The sequence below is a fragment of the Pseudomonas sp. 51_B genome, from assembly GCF_017491595.1.
GTDB lineage: Bacteria > Pseudomonadota > Gammaproteobacteria > Pseudomonadales > Pseudomonadaceae > Aquipseudomonas > Aquipseudomonas promysalinigenes.
Window position 1 is genome coordinate 1 of record NZ_JAFGYW010000038.1, and the last position, 20,187, is coordinate 20,187.

At 61.6% G+C, this 20,187-nt stretch carries 18 protein-coding genes and 1 pseudogene; 8 read left to right on the forward strand and 11 right to left on the reverse strand.

Annotated elements, in window-relative coordinates:
• A partial coding sequence (locus tag J5M56_RS22500) for a cytosine permease (RefSeq protein WP_207937839.1) occupies window positions 1–1,044 on the forward strand: 1,044 nt, incomplete at its 5' end.
• A gap of 51 nt (window positions 1,045–1,095) precedes the next feature.
• Here the strand turns inward: J5M56_RS22500 and J5M56_RS22505 are convergent.
• Window positions 1,096–2,721, reverse strand: a complete 1,626-nt coding sequence (locus J5M56_RS22505; RefSeq protein ID WP_207937840.1) for a methyl-accepting chemotaxis protein — start codon at window positions 2,719–2,721, stop codon at window positions 1,096–1,098.
• A gap of 598 nt (window positions 2,722–3,319) precedes the next feature.
• On the opposite strand from J5M56_RS22505, the gene J5M56_RS22510 reads away from it, so the two are divergent.
• Both J5M56_RS22510 and J5M56_RS22515 read left to right on the forward strand, forming a co-directional pair.
• Entirely contained in the window at window positions 3,320–4,258 is a 939-nt protein-coding gene (locus J5M56_RS22510) for a LysR family transcriptional regulator (RefSeq protein ID WP_207937841.1), read from the forward strand.
• Window positions 4,259–4,585: 327 nt separating this feature from the next.
• On the forward strand, window positions 4,586–5,809 hold the full coding sequence (locus J5M56_RS22515) for a multidrug effflux MFS transporter (protein ID WP_207937842.1): 1,224 nt from the start codon (window positions 4,586–4,588) through the stop codon (window positions 5,807–5,809).
• Between the two features lie 20 nt (window positions 5,810–5,829).
• Here the strand turns inward: J5M56_RS22515 and J5M56_RS22520 are convergent, their stop codons facing one another.
• Window positions 5,830–6,516, reverse strand: coding sequence for a GNAT family N-acetyltransferase (locus J5M56_RS22520; RefSeq protein WP_060480289.1), 687 nt, complete (start codon window positions 6,514–6,516; stop codon window positions 5,830–5,832).
• A 72-nt stretch (window positions 6,517–6,588) separates the two neighbouring features.
• Window positions 6,589–7,524 (reverse strand): N-acetyl-gamma-glutamyl-phosphate reductase, encoded by a 936-nt coding sequence (argC, locus tag J5M56_RS22525; protein ID WP_207937843.1) that lies wholly within the window; start codon window positions 7,522–7,524, stop codon window positions 6,589–6,591.
• Window positions 7,525–7,637: 113 nt separating this feature from the next.
• Here argC and J5M56_RS22530 point away from each other — a divergent pair, with 113 nt between their 5' ends.
• Together J5M56_RS22530 and J5M56_RS22535 are read left to right on the forward strand one after the other, a co-directional pair.
• Window positions 7,638–8,519, forward strand: a complete 882-nt coding sequence (locus tag J5M56_RS22530) for a LysR family transcriptional regulator (protein WP_207937844.1) — start codon at window positions 7,638–7,640, stop codon at window positions 8,517–8,519.
• Between the two features lie 122 nt (window positions 8,520–8,641).
• A complete protein-coding gene (locus J5M56_RS22535) occupies window positions 8,642–8,914 on the forward strand; it encodes a hypothetical protein (protein WP_186477926.1) in 273 nt (90 codons plus the stop codon).
• A 61-nt stretch (window positions 8,915–8,975) separates the two neighbouring features.
• Here J5M56_RS22535 and J5M56_RS22540 read toward each other — a convergent pair whose 3' ends face one another.
• Together J5M56_RS22540 and J5M56_RS22545 are read right to left on the reverse strand one after the other, a co-directional pair.
• Complete coding sequence (locus tag J5M56_RS22540; RefSeq protein WP_060480293.1) at window positions 8,976–9,626, reverse strand: TIGR04211 family SH3 domain-containing protein; 651 nt, start codon at window positions 9,624–9,626, stop codon at window positions 8,976–8,978.
• Window positions 9,627–9,822: 196 nt separating this feature from the next.
• The gene (locus J5M56_RS22545; protein ID WP_207937845.1) at window positions 9,823–11,160 is read right to left on the reverse strand and encodes a hypothetical protein; all 1,338 of its coding nucleotides are present in this window, start codon (window positions 11,158–11,160) and stop codon (window positions 9,823–9,825) included.
• Between the two features lie 205 nt (window positions 11,161–11,365).
• On the opposite strand from J5M56_RS22545, the gene J5M56_RS22550 reads away from it, so the two are divergent.
• From J5M56_RS22550 to J5M56_RS22560, 3 genes are all read left to right on the forward strand, one after another.
• Entirely contained in the window at window positions 11,366–11,848 is a 483-nt protein-coding gene (locus J5M56_RS22550; protein WP_207937846.1) for a VOC family protein, read from the forward strand.
• Between the two features lie 35 nt (window positions 11,849–11,883).
• On the forward strand, window positions 11,884–13,686 hold the full coding sequence (gene ggt / locus J5M56_RS22555) for a gamma-glutamyltransferase (protein ID WP_207937847.1): 1,803 nt from the start codon (window positions 11,884–11,886) through the stop codon (window positions 13,684–13,686).
• 70 nt (window positions 13,687–13,756) lie between these two features.
• A complete protein-coding gene (locus tag J5M56_RS22560; RefSeq protein WP_060477140.1) occupies window positions 13,757–14,638 on the forward strand; it encodes a LysR family transcriptional regulator in 882 nt (293 codons plus the stop codon).
• A gap of 83 nt (window positions 14,639–14,721) precedes the next feature.
• Here the strand turns inward: J5M56_RS22560 and dctM are convergent, their stop codons facing one another.
• From dctM to J5M56_RS22590, 6 genes and pseudogenes are all read right to left on the reverse strand, one after another.
• On the reverse strand, window positions 14,722–16,005 hold the full coding sequence (dctM, locus tag J5M56_RS22565; RefSeq protein WP_060476995.1) for a C4-dicarboxylate TRAP transporter large permease protein DctM: 1,284 nt from the start codon (window positions 16,003–16,005) through the stop codon (window positions 14,722–14,724).
• Window positions 16,005–16,637 carry a TRAP transporter small permease gene (locus J5M56_RS22570; protein ID WP_186477923.1) on the reverse strand — a complete coding sequence of 211 codons (633 nt, stop codon included), beginning with the start codon at window positions 16,635–16,637 and terminating at the stop codon, window positions 16,005–16,007. The genes dctM and J5M56_RS22570 overlap by 1 nt, the downstream gene beginning before the upstream one ends.
• A gap of 57 nt (window positions 16,638–16,694) precedes the next feature.
• Window positions 16,695–17,693 carry a TRAP transporter substrate-binding protein gene (locus tag J5M56_RS22575; protein WP_207937848.1) on the reverse strand — a complete coding sequence of 333 codons (999 nt, stop codon included), beginning with the start codon at window positions 17,691–17,693 and terminating at the stop codon, window positions 16,695–16,697.
• 118 nt (window positions 17,694–17,811) lie between these two features.
• Entirely contained in the window at window positions 17,812–18,630 is an 819-nt protein-coding gene (locus tag J5M56_RS22580; protein ID WP_186477921.1) for a CoA ester lyase, read from the reverse strand.
• Window positions 18,627–19,826 (reverse strand): CaiB/BaiF CoA-transferase family protein, encoded by a 1,200-nt coding sequence (locus tag J5M56_RS22585; RefSeq protein ID WP_207937849.1) that lies wholly within the window; start codon window positions 19,824–19,826, stop codon window positions 18,627–18,629. The genes J5M56_RS22580 and J5M56_RS22585 overlap by 4 nt, the downstream gene beginning before the upstream one ends.
• Window positions 19,827–19,844: 18 nt before the next feature.
• Window positions 19,845–20,187 (reverse strand): annotated as a pseudogene (locus tag J5M56_RS22590) (MmgE/PrpD family protein); the annotation flags it as partial.

Below are 20,187 nucleotides of genomic sequence, written 5' to 3' on the forward strand. Positions count from 1 at the left end.
AACATCGTGCTGGCGGGCAAGACCATCCACGGCATCGCCCCCAGTGTGCCAATGCCGGGTGCGATCGTGATCGGGGCGTTGAGCGCCACCGCCATCGGGGTGATCGGCTACCGCTTCATCCATATCCTCAACCGTATCGGCACCTGGGTGATGGGTTCGGCACTGCTGGCCGGGTTCATCATGATGTTCGCCCAGGCGTTGCCGGCCGACTTCTTGAGCCGCGGTGCCTTCAATTGGTCAGGCTTCATTGCCACGGTGTCGTTGGGTGTGATCTGGCAGATCAGTTTCTCCCCTTACACCTCTGACTACTCACGCTACCTGCCGCGGGAAGTCGGCATCGCCAAGCCATTCTGGGCGACCTATTTCGGCGCCACCCTTGGCACCATCCTGTGTTTCAGTTTCGGCACCATCGCCGTGCTGTGCGTGCCCGAAGGTGTTGATGCGATGGACGCGGTCAAGCAGGCCACCGGTTGGCTGGGGCCGATTCTGATGGTGCTGTTCCTGCTCAACATCATCAGCCACAACGCCCTCAACCTGTATGGCGCGGTGCTGTCGATCGTGACTGCGATCCAGACCTTCGCGGCCGACTGGACTCCCAGCATCAAGGTACGCGTGATCCTGGCGACGTTGATTTTGCTGGGCTGCGCGATGGTAGCCTTGAACGCCTCGGCAGGCTTCATCGGCCAGTTCATCGGCCTGATCCTGGCGCTGTTGCTGGTGCTGGTGCCTTGGGCTTCGATCAACCTGATCGACTTCTACCTGATCAAGAAGGGCCGGTACGATATCAAGTCGATCTTCCGTGCGGACGGGGGCATCTATGGTCGCTTCAACCACCATGCGATCATTGCCTACGCCTGCGGCATCCTGGTGCAGTTGCCGTTCGCCAATACCGCGCTGTACGTGGGGCCGTACTCCAACCTTGTCGAAGGCGCCGACCTTTCTTGGTTGTTCGGCTTGATCGTGACGGTGCCGCTGTACTATTGCCTGGCTACTCGCGGCCAGGCCGCCGAACAGGCAACAAGGATGGCCAGCGTCAACGACTGATTGGCGATGAAGATCCAGCAAGGGCTGCTACGCGGCCCTTGCTGTTTATGATCAGACCTTGAATTGCGCCACCATGGTGTTCAGGTCCACCGCCAGGCGTGACAGGTCCTGTGCCGCAGCGCTGGTCTGGTTGGCCCCCGCCGATGTCTGCATCGCCAGGTCGCGGATGTTCACAAGGTTGCGATCCACCTCCCGTGCGACCTGCGCCTGCTCTTCGGAGGCGCTGGCGATCACCAGGTTGCGCTGGTTGATCGAAGCGATGGCCTCGGCGATCACTTCCAGCGCTTGACCAGCACCTTGCGCCACTTCCAGCGTGCCGTTTGCCCGGCCGCGGCTGGTGTGCATCGCCGATACCGCACGCTCAGTGCCATTTTGAATACCGGCAATCATCTGCTCGATCTCTGCAGTGGACTGCTGGGTGCGGTGGGCGAGGGCACGCACTTCGTCCGCCACCACTGCAAAGCCTCGGCCTGCCTCGCCTGCGCGGGCGGCTTCGATCGCCGCGTTGAGCGCCAGCAGGTTGGTCTGCCCAGCGATGGCCCCGATGACATCCAGCACCCGGCTAATCTCGTTGGCGTTGCTGGCCAACTGCTCGATCTCGGTAGAGGTGCCGGTCACGTCATTGACCAGGTGCTCGATCGATGCCAGGGCCTGATTGACCTGCTCTTGCCCATCGCGGGTACTCTGGTCGGCGCCTTTGGAGGCGTCGGCAGTGGTCACTGCATTGTTCGCCACTTCTTCCACGGCAGCGGTCATCTGGTTGACGGCAGTGGCGGCCTGATCGATCTCTGCGCTTTGCTGATGCAGGCCGCGGCTGGTGTCTTCGGTGACAGTGTGTAGCTCTTCAGAGGCTGAAGCCAACTGGTCGGAGGAGGCGGCGATCTGGCGGATCGTGTCGCGCAAGCTGCGTTGCATACGGTTCAGGGCGCCTAGCAGCAAGGCGGGTTCATCATGGCCAACCACCTTTATGTCATGGGTCAGATCGCCCGTGGCTACCCGCTCGGCCACGGTCACGGCCTCGGCCAGCGGTACCACGATGCTACGGGTAAGCAGTACGGCGATGCCTGCCAGTGCGAGCATGATCACCACCAGCGAGGCGATAAGCGCCGTGAAGGCCTGGTCGGCCACATCGCTGCTGCGTTGCGATGCGTCCTCGGCACCTTTGCTGTTGTAGCTGAGCAGGGCGCTCAAGGCTTTCATCATGGTGTCGGCATATTGGGTCAGAGGGCCGCTGATCTGTTGCCTGGCTTCGTTGACTTGGCCGGCGGCGATGGCTTGCATGACCTGCGACTGTAGGCCCGAATACTGCTGGTAAGCAGTAATGAAAGCGTCGAAAAGGGCGCGGTCATCGGCGTCGATGATGGTGTCTTGGTAGTCTTTGAGGCCCGACTGAAGTTGCGCGTTGATGCCCTTGAGCATCTCGACATTGCGCTCGCGCTCTGCGGCGCTGTCATCCAGCGCGGCGCGCAATGTCACAGCGCGGGAACGGCCCAGGTTGGTGCTGATGTCACCCAAAGCAGCCACTGCGGGCATCCAGGTTATTCGTATCTCGTCTGTGGCGGCGTCCATCTGCCGGGTTTCATAGAGAGCGACCAGGCCCATGATCAGGACCAGAAGGCCTAACAAGGCGAATACACCAGCAGCGCGAGTACCAATCCGCATATTCCGTAAATGCATGAAGTGCTCCTTGACGTTTGCAGGCAGGCGTCAAGAGCTTGGCCCAATGGCCGGGTCACCGGGTGGCGCCAGGCTCTGGATGCGCTGCAGATTTAGATGTGTGCCTCACCCTCAACAATCATTTTTGTTTAAATGATGCCACATGGCCATCATTATTGACCAGTCATTCAATTAACCGCCAACTTCTGTGAAATCCTCAATTTATTGACTGTTTTATCAGGTTTTCACGTGCTCACACGTCCAAACCCCACCCATGATCAACATCACCATCGCGCTGCGGCCTTGGCGGGCACTCAACACCAATGGCATCGTTACCCGATGACTATCACCAACCGCCTGGCTCGACTGAGAAGTGCCGGCATGGTCGAGCGCATGGCCGCCAGCCACTACCAGCGTAGCTTTCAAGTGGCGCTGATCGCGTCGGGTACGCGTTGATCGAGAAGGCCGTCCTTACCCATACTGAGAATCAAGCGCTGGTATTGGCCCGCTCAGCGCCGAGCAGCTTATCGAGTTTGCGCAACTGTCAAAGCAAATGCTCATGCTCCTGCCCAACGAAGGGCGCCCTGTTTCATGAGTGGAAAATTCAGGAGGAATTTCCATGCTTCACAGCAATTACCTCAAGCAGCTGGACCTGCAAGATATCGTGGTGTTTCTCAACCTGCTTGAATTGGGTAGCGCCAAGCGAACCGCCGAGCTGATGAATGTCAGCCAGCCCACGGTCAGCTATTGCCTCAAGCGCTTGCGTGGGTGTTTTGAGGATACGCTGTTTTTTTCTTCAAAGGGTGTGCTTCAGCCCACCACCAAGGCGGACAAGATCGCGCCCTATCTGCGCGTGGTCGTTGAGTCCGTCAACCGCTGTGCCGAGGCCGACAGTACGCTGTCGCCGCAGGCCATACGCAAGATCTGGCGGCTGTGTGCCCCGGAATATTTCGAACTGTCATTTCTGCCCCTGGCGCTGGCGATGCTGTCTCGGACTCAGAGCAACACGTCGCTGCATCTGGACCGCCTGAGCCGCGACCTGCCGGTGGACCGGTTAATTTCAGGTGAAATCGATATCGCCATCGGTTTCGGGCCTGGTTATCACCAAATGCACCCGCAGCTGCAGTGGCAGGCAGTGCTCAACGATGATTTCGTGTGCCTGACCAGCACTGAGGACTTGGCAAACGACAGCGCTATGAGCCTGGATGAGTTCTGCGCTTCGTCCCATGTATTTCCCACCCCATGGATCTCGGAAAAGAACATGGTCGACAGCTGGTTGGATAAACTCGGGCGCTCGCGCAATGTGCTGGTGCGCGCCAACGGTTATCAGGCTTGTGTCAACATCATCGCAGCGGTGCCCGCTACCCTTGCCTTGCCAGCGCGGTTATTGCCGCATTTGCGCATCCCTGAGCAGGTGAAAATCTGCCAACCGCCATTGGGCTTTCCCAACTTCACCTTGGACATGATCTGGGCGCGTGAGCGTACCGCTAGCAAAGACCTCAGCAGCTTGCGTGCGTTGATCGAGCACGTGGCCGAAATGTTATCGAGGGACCAATGAAACAGACTTTTAAATTTTCACAGCGCAATTAGATTTCTTGAAACCAGCCACCCACGCATTCCACTTATCGTTTGGTTATCGGGTAGGCAGCTCTACCTGACGCTGTGGGTAGGCCGCGCGTGCATTTCCCAAGTGGGGCAGGCAAATACCTGATGGACAATGTCACATCAGCCTAGGGTTGTCGCAGCGCGGCTGTCAGCGCCCAGCATCTGGATGAGCGCACCTAGCCCGGGCGTTGCCCTGGCCACGCCTCATTTCCCTTGTCAGGCATCTGCCTGAGGTTGACACGCGCCGTGCGTCACGACGCGCGGCGTGCTGGAGATAAGCATGAACGCGAGCAAACGTTACGAGAATTTCATTGTGTTTCTGGCGCCGCTGATCAATAGCGTCGGCGGTATCGCCATCGACTTGTATGCGCCCAGTATTCCCTCCATCGGCCGGGAATTGTCGGCCAGCCCGTCATTGATGCAGAACACCATCACCATCACGCTGTTGTTCTATGCCCTCGGCCAGTTGTTCTTCGGCGTGATGGCCGATGCCCGTGGCCGCAAACCGGCAGTAAAGTTGGGGCTGCTGGTGTTTCTGGGCGGCAGCTTGGTGGCGAGCATTGCCACATCCATCGAAATGCTTTTAGTGGCCCGGGCACTACAGGGCTTCGCGATTGGCGCTTGCCAAGTGGTGGCGCGGGCGTTGCTGGTGGATATCGTCAAAGGGCCGCGTTTTTACGTGGCAATCATCTACCTCAGCCTGGCGTTCGGGCTGGGGCCAGTGATCGCGCCATACGTGGGCGGTGTGATCGAAGTGCACTTGGGCTGGCGTTACAACTTCGTCCTCTATGCCGTATACGCGGTGATCGTGCTGGCCTTCGTGCTGGCCGGGCTGAAGGAGTCGCTGCCACATTCCGGGCGGCGGGCAGCTTTGCAGACGGTCTTAGGCTACCGCTGCATTTTGGCCGACGCCCGCTTTCGTTCATCGGTGATCGTGCTCGGCTCTAGTTTCTCGGCTTTTCTGCTGTGGAACGTATTCGGGCCTTACATCGTCCAGGAGCGATTGGGGCACAGTGCCCAGTACTTCGGCACCACGGCGCTGGCCGTTGGCAGCTGCTACCTGGTCGGTACGCTGGTCAACCGCGCGCTGATCCGGCGCATCGACCCGCGTAATTTGATGTGGACTGGTATGTCGCTGTTTCTGCTGGGCGTGATCGGGATCGCAGCGACCGCCAGTGGGTTGAGCCTGGTGAACATCCTCGGCGGCATCATGCTGGTCGCCTTCGGTCAGGGGTTCATCTTTTCCAATGCCATGGCCCGTTCCATGTCGCTGTTCCCTGACCGCGCGGGTGTGGCGGCAAGTTTGCAGGGCTGTTTGATGCTGGTCTTCGGCGCCTTGGCCTCAGGCGTCGTCAGCGCCCTGTCACTGGCGTCGAACCTGGCAGTCGCTGCTGTGTTCCTGGTGCTGTGGCTGATCTCGCTGTCGGGCATGTTGAGTATGCGGCTGCAGCAGCAGGCCAAGGATGACGTTGTGGTCGAGCGGGCAACGGCCAAAACTCAGTAACACAGCGACCAGGTGCTGGATCAATGCACCGACTTGCGCACCTGTAGGCATTGCCTGGCTTGTTCGGCCAATCTGTCCAGCCATTCATCGCGCTGCTGCTCGGCATCGAGCATGGCTTCTTCGCCATGTTGGTTCAGCAAGTAGGTGTGGATCTGCAGCACTTCGGGCGCCTGGTAGATCGGCGCGATGTCCACCCGGCCGATGAGCGCGCCGCTGGCCTGGCCGGTGCTGCTCATCAGCACCTGCGGGCCGCTGGCAGCGACCACCTGCATGGCCATGCTTTCAAACCAAGGCACCTGATGGGCGAAGGCATTGAGCTCGACACTGTTGTAACGCGCCTGCAGGTCACCCAGCAGCGCGCGGGCAATGCCCTGACGGCGGTGGCTGGGGAGTACGGCCAGGAACGCCAGGGTACAGGCCTGCGGGGTGTCCTGGGCCGGCAAGGCCAGGGCGAACCCAAGCAGTTGATCCGGGGCGTCGGCATCTAGCGCCAGGGTCAGTTGCACGGCCAGACCGCCGGTGCCGCCCATCGCTTGCAGGTACTGGTGCACCTCCATGCCGACACCGTACTGATAAAGCGGGTACAACGGGTTTTCGGCGCGGATGGCCACGCTGCTCAGTTCGCCTACGTTGTGGATCACCAGTTCGCGGATCTGGTTTTGGAAGGACTCGGGCGGCACGCTGTCGAGGCGGCTGAGAATGAACATCGGGGGACGGCTCCGGCTGCGGTTGGATCACCTCGCGCCAGGCTGGCGCGGGGTGAACAGTCTAAACCCTTTTCAGCCGCGCATCGCGGCCAGCATCAGCTCAAGGTTCTGCACCGCAGCTCCCGAGGCGCCCTTGCCAAGGTTGTCGAACACTGCCGTGAGCAGCACCTGACCGTGCTCGGGGTTGGCGTACACCGCCAGGCGTAGGTCGTTGGTGTCATTCAGTGCTTGAGGGTCAAGCGCCGCAGCGGGGCCGTGCTGATGCAAGGGCATTACCTGCACATGCCGTGCACCCTGGTAGTGTTGCTCCAGGCACGCTTGCAGTTGCTCGGCGTCGGCGCGGCCGGGCAGCAAGCGCAGTTGCAGCGGGATGCTCAGAACGATGCCCTGGCGATAAGCCGCGTAGCCTGGCAGGAATATCGGCCGAGTGGTCAGGCCGGCGTGTTGCTGAATTTCAGGCACGTGCTTATGGGCCAACTCCAAACCATAAAGTTGCAGGGTCGGCGCCTGTTCACCTCCCAGCGTTTCATGCCGTTGCACGGCTGCGCGACCACCGCCGGAGTAACCTGAGATGGCATGAATGCTAAGGGGGTAGTCGCTCGGCAACAGGCCGGCGTCCACCAGCGGCCGCAGCAGGGCGATGGCTCCTGTGGGGTAGCAGCCTGGGTTACTGACGCGTTTGGCCTGGGCAATGCGTTCGGCCTGTTCAGGCTCAAGCTCCGGCAGACCGTACACCCAGCCAGGCGTGGTGCGATGCGCGGAGCTTGCGTCGATCACCCGCACAGCCGGGTTTTCGATAGTCGCCACCGCGTCGCGGGCGGCGTTATCCGGCAGGCACAATACCGCGATGTCCGCGCTGTTGATGGCCCTGGCACGGCACTGCGGATCTTTGCGCTCGGCGTCGGGCAGGGTCAGCAAGTGCAGGTCGTTACGGCCCTGTAGGCGTGCATGGATTTGCAGGCCGGTGGTGCCTTGGTCGCCGTCGATAAACACGACTGGGGTATGCATGGTGATGTCCGATCATGGCAAGAGATGACCTATGCTCGCCTGTGGCACTCATAAAGAAAATTTGAATATCATGACACTGATATTCAGATTTCCTGAACCAAGGAGCGCCGCCGATGCGTGAAATCAGCCTGGACCGCCTGCGCACGTTGGTGGTGGTTGCAGACCTGGGCGCTTTTGCCGAAGCCGCCCGGCAGCTCAACCTGGCGCCGCCCACCATCAGCTTGCACGTGGCCGAACTCGAGGCGCGGGTCGGCGCACCTTTGCTGATCCGCAACCGTAACCAGGTGCGTCCCACGGCCATTGGCGAAACCCTGCTGGCCCGGGCCCGCCGTCTGCTGGCCGATGCCGACCAGGCCCTGGAAGAAGTGCGCCGCCAAGTCGAAGGCCTGACCGGCCGGGTGCGCCTGGGCGCTTCCACCGGTGCGATTGCGCATCTGCTGCCCAAGGCGCTCGAGTACCTGCAAGGGCAACACCCTGGCATCGATGTACAGGTTCAGGTCCTGACGTCCCAGGCATCGTTGGCGCGCTTGCGTGATGGAAGCCTGGACATCGCCCTGGTGGCGCTGCCGCAGGCGGCAGGTAAGAGCATCAGGCTGACTCCATGGCGACGCGACCCGATCTTGGCGTACGTGCCAGCGCGCTGGCAGCCACCTGCCAAGGTCACTCCGGCCTGGCTCAACCAGCGGGCGTTGATCCTCAACGACAGCAGTACCCAGTTGTCGCGGGTAACCAGTGAGTGGTTCGCGGCAGCGGGGTTGTATCCCGAACCACGCATCGAGCTGAACTATAACGATGCGATCAAGCGCTTGGTCGCAGCGGGCTATGGCGCAACGTTGCTGCCGCAGGAGGGCGAAGCCTCGGAGCCGCACCCGGGTATCGCGCGGCGGCCACTTCGGCCGGGGCTGTGGCGTCATTTGGGCATAGCCTGCCGCGAGGCAGAGATGGAGCGAGCCACTGGGTTCGTGCTAGAGGCACTGGAGCGCTTGCGCCAATAAAGACATTGGCACGCTCAGCCCCCAAGCCGAGCCGACGCCGCCGCTATCGCCGACTATGCTTGACCCTGCGTCGAGCCAACAATCCTTTCGATGACCATCCCGATTGCCCAGGAGAACGCTCCATGAAACCCATGAAACTCGTGCCTCTGCTGGTAATTGCTTCAGTGCTTAGTTTTACCGCCCACGCCGACCCGAAAAGCAACTGTGCGGCGAAGATCAAGGAACTGGAAGAGATCAAGAAAACCGACGGCCAGGCGCTGCATGGCGGCATGGCCCATGACTACCACGAGCTGCTCAATCAGGCTAAGGCGGGGCAAGCGGAGAAGGATTGGGCCAAGTGCCAAGCCTCGGCTGACCGCGCCAAAACCATCTATAACAAGGCCCGCGGCAGGTAGTCTGTGCTGTGCGGCTTCTACGAGGCTTTGGCCGTGAAGAAGCCGCACAGCAGCCCCCAGGTCAGAACCAGCGGTCGTTCTTCTTGCGCCCGCGAGTCAGGGCCGGAATGATCAACCCCGCCAGCAGGCCGGCGCCAGCAATGCTGCCCCCGTAAACCATGTAACGCATCATCACTTGTTTGTTCTCATCCCCCAGGCGCGCTTGGGTATCGCGCAGGCTCGACTGGCTTTGGTCGAGCTGTTCGTTCAGCGCCTGATTACGGGCTTGCAGCTCATCAATGAGCTGCTTGCGCGAGTCGAGGGTCTCTTGCATGCCCTGTACGCGATTCTTCCAGCTGTCGTCGATGGTTTTGAGCTGCCCGGACAGCTCCGCCACCTGAGCGTCGAGTTGCGGCAGGCGCTCGCTCTGGCCAGGCACCGACTGCAGGTCGCTGGTGAGGATCCACACCAAATCGCCATTCTGGCCGCGTACTTGGCTGTAGTTGCCCTGGCTGCCGACCAACGTGACTTTCTGCCCGGACTTGAGGGTCCCGACAATGCGGTGGCCGTCCGTCGGGCCACTGCGTACGTAGGTGCTCAGACTGTCGCTGACCCAGCGCGCATCGCTGGCCGGCTCTTCGGCATGCGCGGGCACGGCAAGGGCCACGAAGGCGGCGAGCAGGCTGCCGCGCAGGGCAGTGAGGGCAGGGGAGGCGGGGCGGGATTCAGGCATGTCGGGTCTTCGCTGCTGCAGGAAAAATAGGCCCGGGAGCTCGCGCTCAATGACAGGGCCGACGAACCGGTCGGTAACTTGACCGTCAGGGACAGACCGCATTTTTGTAAGCAGGTTCACTGCTTGGCGTAGGAATTACCAACAAAATGTTGCTTAGAAAGACCCCGGCAGGGTAAGCGCTGGGCATGGGCCCTGGCTAGGTCGACACCCGGGTTCTGGCCAGGCAATCTTTGCAATTGACGATAGTTTCTTCTGGCAGCGCCGTTATGTGCACGCGGTTCGAACCACACAGCGCGCAGTAACAGGTGTTGCTGCCGGCGGCGACTTCCCCAGGCAGCTGTGCGAGGTAATCGCTGAGCTTCTGGCCCAGGCCATGGTCTTCTTGTTGCAGCAATACTTCGAACAGCGCCCAGCGCATGGCCGACAGCGGCGGATAGGCGTCGTGGCTTGAAACGTTGAATTGCCAGTGCTCGCTGATGGCCCGTTCGCTCATCGACAGCATTCTGCCGGGAATGGTGTTGGCGGCATGCTGCTTGCTGACCCGAGCCCTGGCCACGTAGGCCAGAGCGCCCCGAACAGCCGTGTTGGTCAGGGACCAGATATGCCGAACCGGGTGCATCTCAAGCAGCTGCTCGGCCACTTCAGCGGCTTTCTTCCTGGCCTCGAATGGTAAGCCGTGCTCTGCACTGCGTGTGGCGATATAGGCACAGACCTCTTCCTTATTCAGCCGCTCGATGGCTGCGGCGATCTCGCTGCGCCACCGCGCCTGCGGGCCATTGGCCAATGTCAGGCGCAGCGCGCGATACAGGCTGCCAATGCCGGCCCGGTGCTCGCCATCCAGACTGACGTTGGCGATCCAGCTCACTTTGTTTTGCCAGGCTTTAGGCGTGGGGTCGTTACTGAAGGCATCCAGCGGCGAGCTGGGGTCAACCAGCAGAATCTGGTCTTCGTGCAGCGCCAGCAACAGCGCTGAATCCATGCCTAGGGACGGGCTGACGCGCATGTCTGCCGTGCTTCGTTCTGCAGCATGAACACAACCCTTTTGCCCATCCATGCGCACTTGGAGCATGGCCAACAGCTGCAATTGACGGGTGACGGGCAGGGTATGCAGCGGCACGGGCTGGTGTTTGGCCAATGACCAGTGCTCATCGATGCGCTTGCGTTGCTCGCTGGCCCGCGCCTGCCTGGCACGCTCACGTACTGCCAGGCAAGGTGGGCAGGTGCAATCGCGTTGCCATTGGTTGCGCCCTGGAAAATAGTGACGGTGCGTGCATCGCGGGCAGTAAGCCTGATTGTCGTTCCAACTGTAGGCCGAGCGGCTTTTGCGCCGCTCGTACAGGCTCACAGCGCAGTAGGGGCACTGCAGCCCTTGGCAGGGTACCGGCGGGAACGCCTTGATCAGGCTGCTGGGGGCGATGTCGATGGCGTAGCGTTCCAGCAGCGTGGCGATTTTCTCACCACTGACGTAATCGCTGTACAAGGCTTCGATCTGCTCGGCACTCAGGTGCTGCAACTTGGTTTGGAAATCCGACAAAACCTGTTTCTCCTTGCGAAAAGTCGCTTCTGAGGTTTTGCCAGGCATCATGCTCTGCTGAGCATCAAGTAGGTTGTGGGAGGCTTCGCAGCTGCCAGTAGGATTATTCTGATTGATCGGCGCTGGCGCAGCGCGTCGGCCACCCACGCCGGCAAAAGCCAACGGACTAGACTCAGGATTTTCCAGGGTGCAATGGAGCGCTGTCATGATTGCCAAGAACACGATCTGCCTGTGGTTCGACAAGCATGCCGAAGAAGCGGCAAACTTCTACGCCAGTACGTTTCCAGACAGCCAGGTTGTGGCCGTGCATCATGCGCCTGGCGACTTTCCAGCGGGCAAGGCCGGTGAGGTGATCACCGTCGAGTTCACCGTGATGGGTATACCTTGTGTAGGGCTCAACGGCGGCACGGCGTTCAGGCACAGCGAGGCGTTTTCGTTTCAGGTCTGCACCGAGGATCAGGCCGAAACCGATCGGTTCTGGCAGGCCATCGTCAGTAACGGCGGCAGTGAGAGCGTGTGTGGCTGGTGCAAGGACAAGTGGGGTATCTCCTGGCAGATCACCCCGCGCATTCTGCTGCAAGCGATCACTAGCCCCGATAAGGCCGCAGCCAAGCGCGCGTTCGAGGCGATGATGAACATGGGCAAAATCGATGTGGCGACGATCGAAGCTGCGCTCAAAGCGCATTGAACCCAGTTGGCTGACACATGAAAGGATGCGAGCCGATGTACCGTAGTGCCTTGTTAGTGCAGCGCCTGCTCACTGTCGTTTGCCTCGCAGCGTGCAGTGGCGGCGCCTGGGCCGACCAAGTGCTGGCCACCCCTCCGGAGCTTGAGTCCGGTTACCGCAGCGGCCTGCAGCCGGTGCGTGCCAGTCGGCACATGGTGGCGGCCGCCAACCCTTTGGCCAGCGAGGCCGGGCGAGCGATGCTGCGGGCCGGTGGCAGTGCCATCGATGCGGCCATTGCCATGCAAATGGTGCTGACCCTGGTCGAGCCACAGTCCAGTGGCATAGGCGGTGGCGGCTTCATCCTGTACTGGGATGGCCAGCGTGTGCAGGCTTATGATGGCCGCGAAACTGCACCGGCTGGGGTGACCGAACGCCTGTTCCTGCAAGCCGACGGCTCGCCCATGGCCTTTCGCGCAGCGCAAATTGGCGGGCGCTCGGTGGGTGTGCCGGGTGTACTGCGGGCTTTGAAACTGGCCCACGATCAGCATGGTAAGTTGCCGTGGAAGGACCTGTTCGCGCCGGCGATTGCACTGGCGCGCGAAGGCTTCACCGTTTCCCCGCGCCTGCACACGCTCATTGCCGGTGACCCGTCGATTGCCCGCTCGCCGGCCATGGGGGCTTACTTTCTGGACCGTGAAGGCAAGCCCTTGGCCGTTGGCACGCGGTTGCGCAACCCGGCCCTGGCACAAACTTTACAGCGCATTGCACAGCAGGGAGTCGAGGCTTTCTACAGCGGTGAGATTGCCCAAGCCATGGTGGCGCAGGTGCGTCAGCACGCCAATGCCGGGATGCTGTCACTCGAAGACCTGCAGGGTTATCAGGCCAAGGAGCGCGAGCCGCTGTGCAGCGCTTATAAGGCCTGGAACATTTGCGGCATGCCGCCGCCGTCATCGGGTGGGGTAACCGTGTTACAGACCTTGGGTATTTTGCAGGCGCTACAGCTGACTTCGGCGCAGCACGACCTGGCCAATTTGCCGCCGCACAAAGTTGACTCGGTGGCTGGCCTGGAGCCGGCGCCGCAAGCCGTGCACCTGATCGCCGAGGCCGAGCGCCTGGCCTATGCCGATCGAGCCCTGTACCTGGCCGACAGCGATTATGTGCCAGTGCCGGTTAGCGCGTTGCTAGCCCCGGCCTACCTCGCCGCGCGCAGCCAGCGGGTAGGCGTGTTCAGCATGAAGCACGCGCGCCCAGGTACCCCACCTGGCGTCCATCTGGCATTGGCCCCAGACCGCTCGCCACTGCGCATTTCTACCTCGCATCTGTCTGCGGTCGATGACAGTGGCCAGGCACTGGCCATGACCACATCGGTGGAATCGGCCTTCGGATCGCACCTGCTGGTCGGCGGCTTCATGCTGAACAACCAGCTCACCGACTTTTCCTTCCTGCCGGCCGAGAACGGTAAACCCGTGGCCAACCGTGTACAGCCTGGAAAGCGCCCGCTGTCGGCGATGGCGCCAACGCTGGTCTTCGCCCGCAACTCCGGCGAGCTGCTGGCAAGCCTTGGTTCGCCAGGTGGTTCGCAGATCATCGGCTATGTGAACAAGGCGCTGATCGGCTTGCTGGACTGGCGGCTCGATCCTCAGCAAGCGGCCAATCTGCCCAATTTCGGCAGGCGCAACGCCGGCACCGAGGTGGAAGCAGGGCTGACCAGTGCGGCGTTGATCCGCCAGCTGGCTGCCTGGGGCCACGAGGTGACGCCATTGACCATGACCAGCGGCATGCAGATCATTCAGCGAACGACCAACGGCTGGGCGGGTGGGGCTGACCCGCGCCGCGAAGGGGTGGCGCTGGGGGATTAGACATCCGCGTTGCCGGGCTACTGGAGGCATGGTAGAACTCAGCCATGCCATTGATTTGTTGAATACCCCGATGTCCATCAGCGTCAAATCCAATAGCTCCCTTTTCGACCTCGACCTGCTGCGTGCCGTGGTAGTGGTGGCCGACTGCGGCAGCTTCACCACCGCCGCCGCGCGCCTGCATTCCACCCAATCGACGATCAGCCAGAAAGTTCGCCGCCTGGAAGATATGGTCGGCCACCGCCTGTTGGTACGCGGTAACCGCGACGTATTGCCCACCGATGCCGGCCAGACCCTGCTCGGTTATGCCCGACACATGCTGGCGTTGAACGATCAGATGCTGCAAGCCCTGGCCGGGGCGATGGTTGGGGTCACGGTACGTCTGGGGGTGCCTGAGGACTTCGTCGGTGGGCGCACCACCAATGCGCTGTCAGCCTTCAGCCGCCAGCACCCGCAGGTCAAACTCGAGGTCACCAGCGGGCTGTGCCGTGACCTTAGCCAGGCCTACGATAATGGTGAGCTGGACCTGGTTCTGCTCAAGCAACGGCGCAACAGCCGCGAGGGTGTGGCCTGCTGGCCGGAGCGCTTGCAATGGATCGACAGTGCGCGCGTCCCCGCATTCGAGCTGGACCCCGTCCCGTTGGTGACCTTCCCACCGCGTGGCCTGTACCGCGAGGACATGATCAATGCCATCGAAGGCATGGGCCGGCGCTGGCGGATCAGCTTCACCAGTTCAAGCCTCAGTGGTATCCAGGCGGCGGTGGCCGACGGCATGGGCATTAGCCTGTTGCCGCCGCGCGCAGCAACAGGCGAGCACCGGGTACTGGGCCCTGAACAAGGGCTGCCAGAGGTCGACAGCTATGAAATCGTCATCGTGCACAAGCCCACCGCAGACAGGATGGTCAAGGACCTGGCGGGGGTGATGAGCCAATTGCTGGCCGCAGGAGGGATCTGACGTAGCCCCTAGGGGCGTATCGAGCAGGCAAACGCACTTGCAACAGTCGATACACCCCGTGACTCAACCTTTGAAACCGAGGTTCATGGCATACCCAGCCATTCCGGCAGGGCCAGCGAGATGAACGGCACATAGGTCACCAGCACCAGGAACAACAGCAGGATCATCAGCCAAGGCAGGGCCGCGCGTATCGTCTGCCCTAACGTCAGCCCGGTCACCGCCGAGGTGACGAACAGGTTCAGCCCTACCGGTGGGTGAACCAGGCCAATTTCCATGTTCACCACCATCACGATGCCCAGGTGAATCGGATCGATGCCCAGCTTCATGGCTATCGGGAAGAAGATCGGCGCCAGGATCAGGATGATCGCCGACGGCTCCATGAAACTGCCGGCCACCAGCAGCACGATGTTGACCATGATCAGGAAGCCGATGGGCGTCAGCCCTTCGGACATCACCCACTGAGTGATCTGCTGGGGGATCTGTTCGGTGGTCAGCACATGGGCGAACAGCATGGCGTTGGCGATGATGAACAGCAGCATGATGGTCAGTCGGCCCGACTCCAGCAGGACTTTCGGGCAGTCCTTGATGCGCATGTCCTTGTACACGAACAGTGCGATGAACGCCGAATACACCGCCGCCACTGCTGCCGCTTCGGTGGGGGTGAACATACCGCTGTAGATACCGCCGAGGATGATCACCAACAACAACAGGCCCCAGAACGCGCGGCGAGCGCAGGTCAGCCACTGGGCAAAGCTTGCACGCGGTTGTGCTGGGAGCTTCTTGATGCGCGCGACGATATAAATGGTCACCATCAGCGCCAGCCCCAGCAGAATGCCCGGTATCACACCTGCCATGAACAGCTTGCCCACCGACGTCTCGGTGGCGGCCGAGTACACCACCATGACGATCGAAGGTGGAATCAAAATGCCAAGGGTACCTGCGTTACAGATGATGCCTGCGCCAAACTCACGCGGATAACCCGAACGCACCATGCCGGCAACGGCGATCGAGCCCACGGCCGCTACCGTGGCAGGTGACGAACCTGACAACGCGGCGAACAGCATGCAGGCCAGCACCGCTGCAATGGCCAGGCCACCACGAATGTGCCCGACGCAGGCGTTGGCAAAATCGATCAGCCGTTGCGCCACGCCACCGGTGGTCATGAACGCGCCTGACAACAGGAAGAACGGAATGGCCAGGAAGGTGTAGCTGTCGGAGGTCTCGAACAACTTGATCGCCAGCGAGCTCAGCGAGTCTTGGCTGAACATCAGGATAGAGAGCGCACCCGAGAGGCCCAGTGAAATGGCGATCGGCACCCCCAGGAACATGAACAGGAACAGCAACAGGAACAGGCAGATTACCGTCATCAGTGGTGCTCCTCACCCGGATTGGCCAGTTTGCTCGCTTCGGCGGCCTCGTCAGCCAGGCCCAGGCCAGACTGGCGGTGGGTGAATAGGCGGTAGAGAATCTCCAGGTAGCGGATGATCACCAGGATGAAGCCAAACGGCACGATCAGCGCGATGTGGCCGATCTTGATGCCATAGCGATCCAGGTCCTCGGCGCCGATCCCCGCCACCAGTACCGCGCTCACCCAGCGGATGCTCGCCACCAGGAAAAGCCCGGCGTAGGCCAGGCAGCAGGCACAGGCGATCATTGCCAGCACCCGTTGCACTGGTTTGGGCGTGCGCCGCACCAGCACATCCACGCCCAAGTGCCCTGCGGTACGTACGCCGTAGGCGATGCCGAAGAATATCAACCAGCCGAACAGCGCTTTGGTCAGGGCGATGCTCCAGGTCATCTCCTGGGCGTAGCCCATCAGGTGGTCACCGATGCCCAGCAGTAAATCGCTGGCGAAGGCCCAGTGGTCACTGAGCGTGTAGAACATTGTGTAAAGGTTGTTGAGCGCCACGTAAGTGAATGTCACCAAGGTCATGGCGGCCAGGAGAAAGGCGATCATGCCTTCCTCGAAGTGCTCCCAGACTCGCCTGAGCGATTGCATAGGATTCTCCAGACAGAAAAGACAGGCCACCCGTATGCGGGTGGCCAGGGCAGCACGTCAGGACGCTTTGTTGGAGGCCTCAGCGGCCTTGATCAGGTCGGCACCGATCTGGTCGGAGAACATTTTCCAGACCGGGCGCATCGCTTCACGCCATTGTTCCCGTTGCTCGGGCGTCAGCACGTCGATTTCGCTGGTCTTGGCGTCGACGATCTTCTGACGGGCCTGTTGGTTGAGGGCTTCGGCCTGTTTGTTCACCTCGACGGTGACTTTGTCCATGATCGCCTGCAGTTCACTGCGCACATCCTCCGGCAGGCCGCTCCAGAACTTGGCGTTGGTGATCACCATGTAGTCGATCAGGCCGTGGTCGGTTTCGGTGAAGAACTTCTGCACCTCATTGACCTTCTGGCTTTCATAGTTGGACCAAGTGTTTTCGGTGCCATTGACCGTGCCGGTCTGCAGGCCTTGGTAGACCTCGGCGAAGCTCATCTTGCGAGGGTTGGCGCGAATGGCCTTGAATTGCTCTTCCAGCACACTGGAAGCCTGGACGCGGAATTTGAGCCCGCGAGCGTCCTTGGGTAACAACACTTTCTTGTTGGCCGACAGTTGCTTGAGCCCGTTGTGCCAATAGGCAAGGCCGTGAATACCTTTGTCTTCCATCGAAGTCAGCAGTGCCTTGCCCTGTGGGCCTTGCTGAAAGCGATCGACAGCGGCCAGATCGTCGAACAGGAACGGCAGGTCGAAGATCTGTACCTGCTTGTTGTAGTGCTCGAACTTGGCCAACGATGGCGCCAGCATCTGTACGTCGCCCAGCAACAGCGCTTCCATCTCCTTGCCATCACCGAACAGTGATGAGTTGGGGTAGACCTCGACTTTGACCTTATCCTTGAGCTGAGGATCGGCAGCGACCAGTTTCTGGAACATTAATGCCCCTTGGCCTTTTGGCGTACTGTCAGCCACGACGTGGGCGAACTTGATGACGATGGGGTCAGCGGCCTGGGCCAGGCTCGCCAGGGACACTGCAGCGGCGCACACCAGCGCCTGGGTCAGTTTCAACATCGATGTCACCTCTGATTTATTGTTGTAGGAGGGTTGAACATAAAGATGGAGCATGAGCCAGCGTTTGGAGAATCAGCTTTTGTGTAAGGCTGCATTCAGGTTAGCTGAACGCACTCGCTTAGCCCGTCGTTAAGTCCAGCAAGCGCTGCGCACGCAACAACACAGGGGCGTCGACCATCTGCCCGTCCAGCTGAAACGCCCCGGCGCCATTGGCCGCAGCACTGGCTGCCACCACCCGCCGTGCCCATGCCAGTTGTTCGGCGCTGGGCGCGAGCGCGGCGTGAATCACTGGGATCTGCCTGGGGTGGATGCATAGCGCGCCTGCGTAGCCCAGGTCATGGGCGCGACGCATCGCTCGGTGCAGCCCTTGGTCATCGGCTATGCCCGGGAATACACCGTCGAGCGGCGGCTGCAAGCCAGCCGCCCGCGAGTGCAGTTGCACGGCCATGCGTGCCTGGTCCAGAAAAGACTGGGCAGCGTCGCTGTCGGTGTTCAGGCCTAAATCCAGTGCCAGGTCGAGGCTGCCGAACGACAGCCGCTCGACACCTTCGGCGCTTGCGATCTGCGCCAAGGCCAGCCACCCCTTGGCAGTTTCGATGATCGGCCAGACAGGCTTGCCACTGTGCCAGGCGACCGCGACCTGCGTGGCATTTTCAACCTTAGGCAGCAGCACGCCGACGACCCCCGGCTGTTGCGCACAGAATGCAAGGTCGGGCGCATGCTCCTGGTGTTGCGGGGCATTAACCCTGACCCACACCGACGCGCTCGGGTTAGCGTGGAGGAATGCCGCCAGGTGCTGACGCGCTTGTTGCTTGAGCGGCTCCTCAACGGCGTCCTCAAAGTCGACGATCACCGCATCGGCGCCGGCAGCCAGGGCCTTGGCGAAGCGCTCGGGGCGGCTGCCGGGTACGAACAAGGCAGAGCGTACCGTTTTCATACGACGCCTCCTGCTGCCAGGCTGGCCTGCTGATCTGCCGTGAAGCCCAGTTCCTCGAGGATGCGCTGGGTGTGTTGGCCCAGGGCCGGCACCGCGTCCATGCGCGGGGCGAATGCGGCATTGCGCCCTGGAGGCAGCAGCGCAGGTAATTCGCCAGCTGGGCTGTCCACTGCACGCCAGCTATCACGGGCCTTAAGCTGCGGATGCTGCCATACGCCATGCATGTCGTTGACCCGGGCGTTGGCGATCTGCGCCTCCTCCAGCCGCGCGACCACTTCGTCCAAGGACAAACTGGCGAAGCCATCGACGATGATCTGGCGCAGCACCTCGCGGTTTTCTGAGCGTCGAAAGTTGGCGCTGAAGCGATCATCGTTGGCCAGCGCTGGGTCCAGCAGGACCTTTTCGCAAAACAGCGCCCACTCCCGCTCGTTCTGCAGGCCGAGCATGATCGTGCCACCACCCCCCGTGGGGAATGGCCCGTACGGGTAGATGGTGGAGTGCGCCGCCCCGGCACGCGCAGGCGGCGGCGCGCCGTTGTAGGCGTAGTACATCGGGTAGCCCATCCATTCCACCAGGCTTTCCAGCATCGACACGTCGATGTTGCTGCCAAGGCCGGTCTTATCGCGCAGCAGCAGGGCGGAAAGCACGCCGGTATAGGCATACATACCGGCAGCGATATCGGCGATCGAACAGCCGGCTTTGGCCATTTCTTCATCGCCGGGGCCGCCGGTCACCGACACGAAGCCACCCTCGCTTTGGATCAGCAGGTCGTAGGCTTTCTTCTTTTCATAGGGGCCGCCTGCGCCATACCCGGAGATATCGCACACAATCAACCGCGGATAGCGCTGGTGCAGGCTCTGGAACGAGAGTCCCATGCGTGCGGCGGCGCCGGGTGCGAGGTTTTGCACCAGTACGTCGGCTTTGGCCAGCAGTGCGTCAAGAATGCCGCTGGCGGCAGGCTGCTTGAGGTCCAGGGTGAGGCTTTCCTTGGAGCGGTTGGTCCACACGAAGTGCGAGGCCAGGCCATCGACGCGCTGGTCGTAACCCCGGGCGAAATCACCACTGCCGGGGCGTTCGATCTTGATCACACGGGCACCCAAGTCGGCCAGTTGGCGGGTGCAGAAGGGCGCTGCGATGGCATGTTCCAGGCTGATGACGGTGATGCCGTCTAGCGGGCGGGGAGCGGTTTGAGTCATGGGGTCACCTGTTCATCATCAGTACAGCGCGGCCAGCGAGGGCGCATCGCGCAGTTGCCAGACCTGCTCGATCAGGGCCTGGCCCTGGGCCGGGCTACGGGCGCCGGAATAGGCCAGCAGGCGCTGGAACTTGGCTTCCAGCTCCGGTCGCGAAAGGGTGTTGCCGGGGTCGCCCTTGGGCTGGTCGATGGCAGCGCTCAGGCGCCGGCCATCGTTGCAGGTGACCTCCACGCGCCCCAGCCAGCGCGCCGGGTAGGCGGCATCCACTTCAGCGTCCAGTTGCATTTCGACCTTGTCGCGCAGGCTGGCGACGTGCGGGTCGGTCAGTGCCAGGTCGCGGAACTCCAGAAGCTGGGCACTG

Coding starts and splice junctions, on each gene's coding strand:
- J5M56_RS22540 (WP_060480293.1), bottom strand. CDS start 9,626: ATGCCTGAATCCCGCCCCGCCTCCCCTGCCCTCACTGCCCTGCGCGGC.
- argC (WP_207937843.1), bottom strand. CDS start 7,524: ATGCATACCCCAGTCGTGTTTATCGACGGCGACCAAGGCACCACCGGC.
- J5M56_RS22560 (WP_060477140.1), top strand. CDS start 13,757: ATGTCCATCAGCGTCAAATCCAATAGCTCCCTTTTCGACCTCGACCTG.
- dctM (WP_060476995.1), bottom strand. CDS start 16,005: ATGACGGTAATCTGCCTGTTCCTGTTGCTGTTCCTGTTCATGTTCCTG.
- J5M56_RS22530 (WP_207937844.1), top strand. CDS start 7,638: ATGCGTGAAATCAGCCTGGACCGCCTGCGCACGTTGGTGGTGGTTGCA.
- J5M56_RS22550 (WP_207937846.1), top strand. CDS start 11,366: ATGATTGCCAAGAACACGATCTGCCTGTGGTTCGACAAGCATGCCGAA.
- J5M56_RS22585 (WP_207937849.1), bottom strand. CDS start 19,826: ATGACTCAAACCGCTCCCCGCCCGCTAGACGGCATCACCGTCATCAGC.
- J5M56_RS22520 (WP_060480289.1), bottom strand. CDS start 6,516: ATGTTCATTCTCAGCCGCCTCGACAGCGTGCCGCCCGAGTCCTTCCAA.
- ggt (WP_207937847.1), top strand. CDS start 11,884: ATGTACCGTAGTGCCTTGTTAGTGCAGCGCCTGCTCACTGTCGTTTGC.
- J5M56_RS22580 (WP_186477921.1), bottom strand. CDS start 18,630: ATGAAAACGGTACGCTCTGCCTTGTTCGTACCCGGCAGCCGCCCCGAG.
- J5M56_RS22535 (WP_186477926.1), top strand. CDS start 8,642: ATGAAACCCATGAAACTCGTGCCTCTGCTGGTAATTGCTTCAGTGCTT.
- J5M56_RS22510 (WP_207937841.1), top strand. CDS start 3,320: ATGCTTCACAGCAATTACCTCAAGCAGCTGGACCTGCAAGATATCGTG.
- J5M56_RS22515 (WP_207937842.1), top strand. CDS start 4,586: ATGAACGCGAGCAAACGTTACGAGAATTTCATTGTGTTTCTGGCGCCG.
- J5M56_RS22505 (WP_207937840.1), bottom strand. CDS start 2,721: ATGCATTTACGGAATATGCGGATTGGTACTCGCGCTGCTGGTGTATTC.
- J5M56_RS22570 (WP_186477923.1), bottom strand. CDS start 16,637: ATGCAATCGCTCAGGCGAGTCTGGGAGCACTTCGAGGAAGGCATGATC.
- J5M56_RS22575 (WP_207937848.1), bottom strand. CDS start 17,693: ATGTTGAAACTGACCCAGGCGCTGGTGTGCGCCGCTGCAGTGTCCCTG.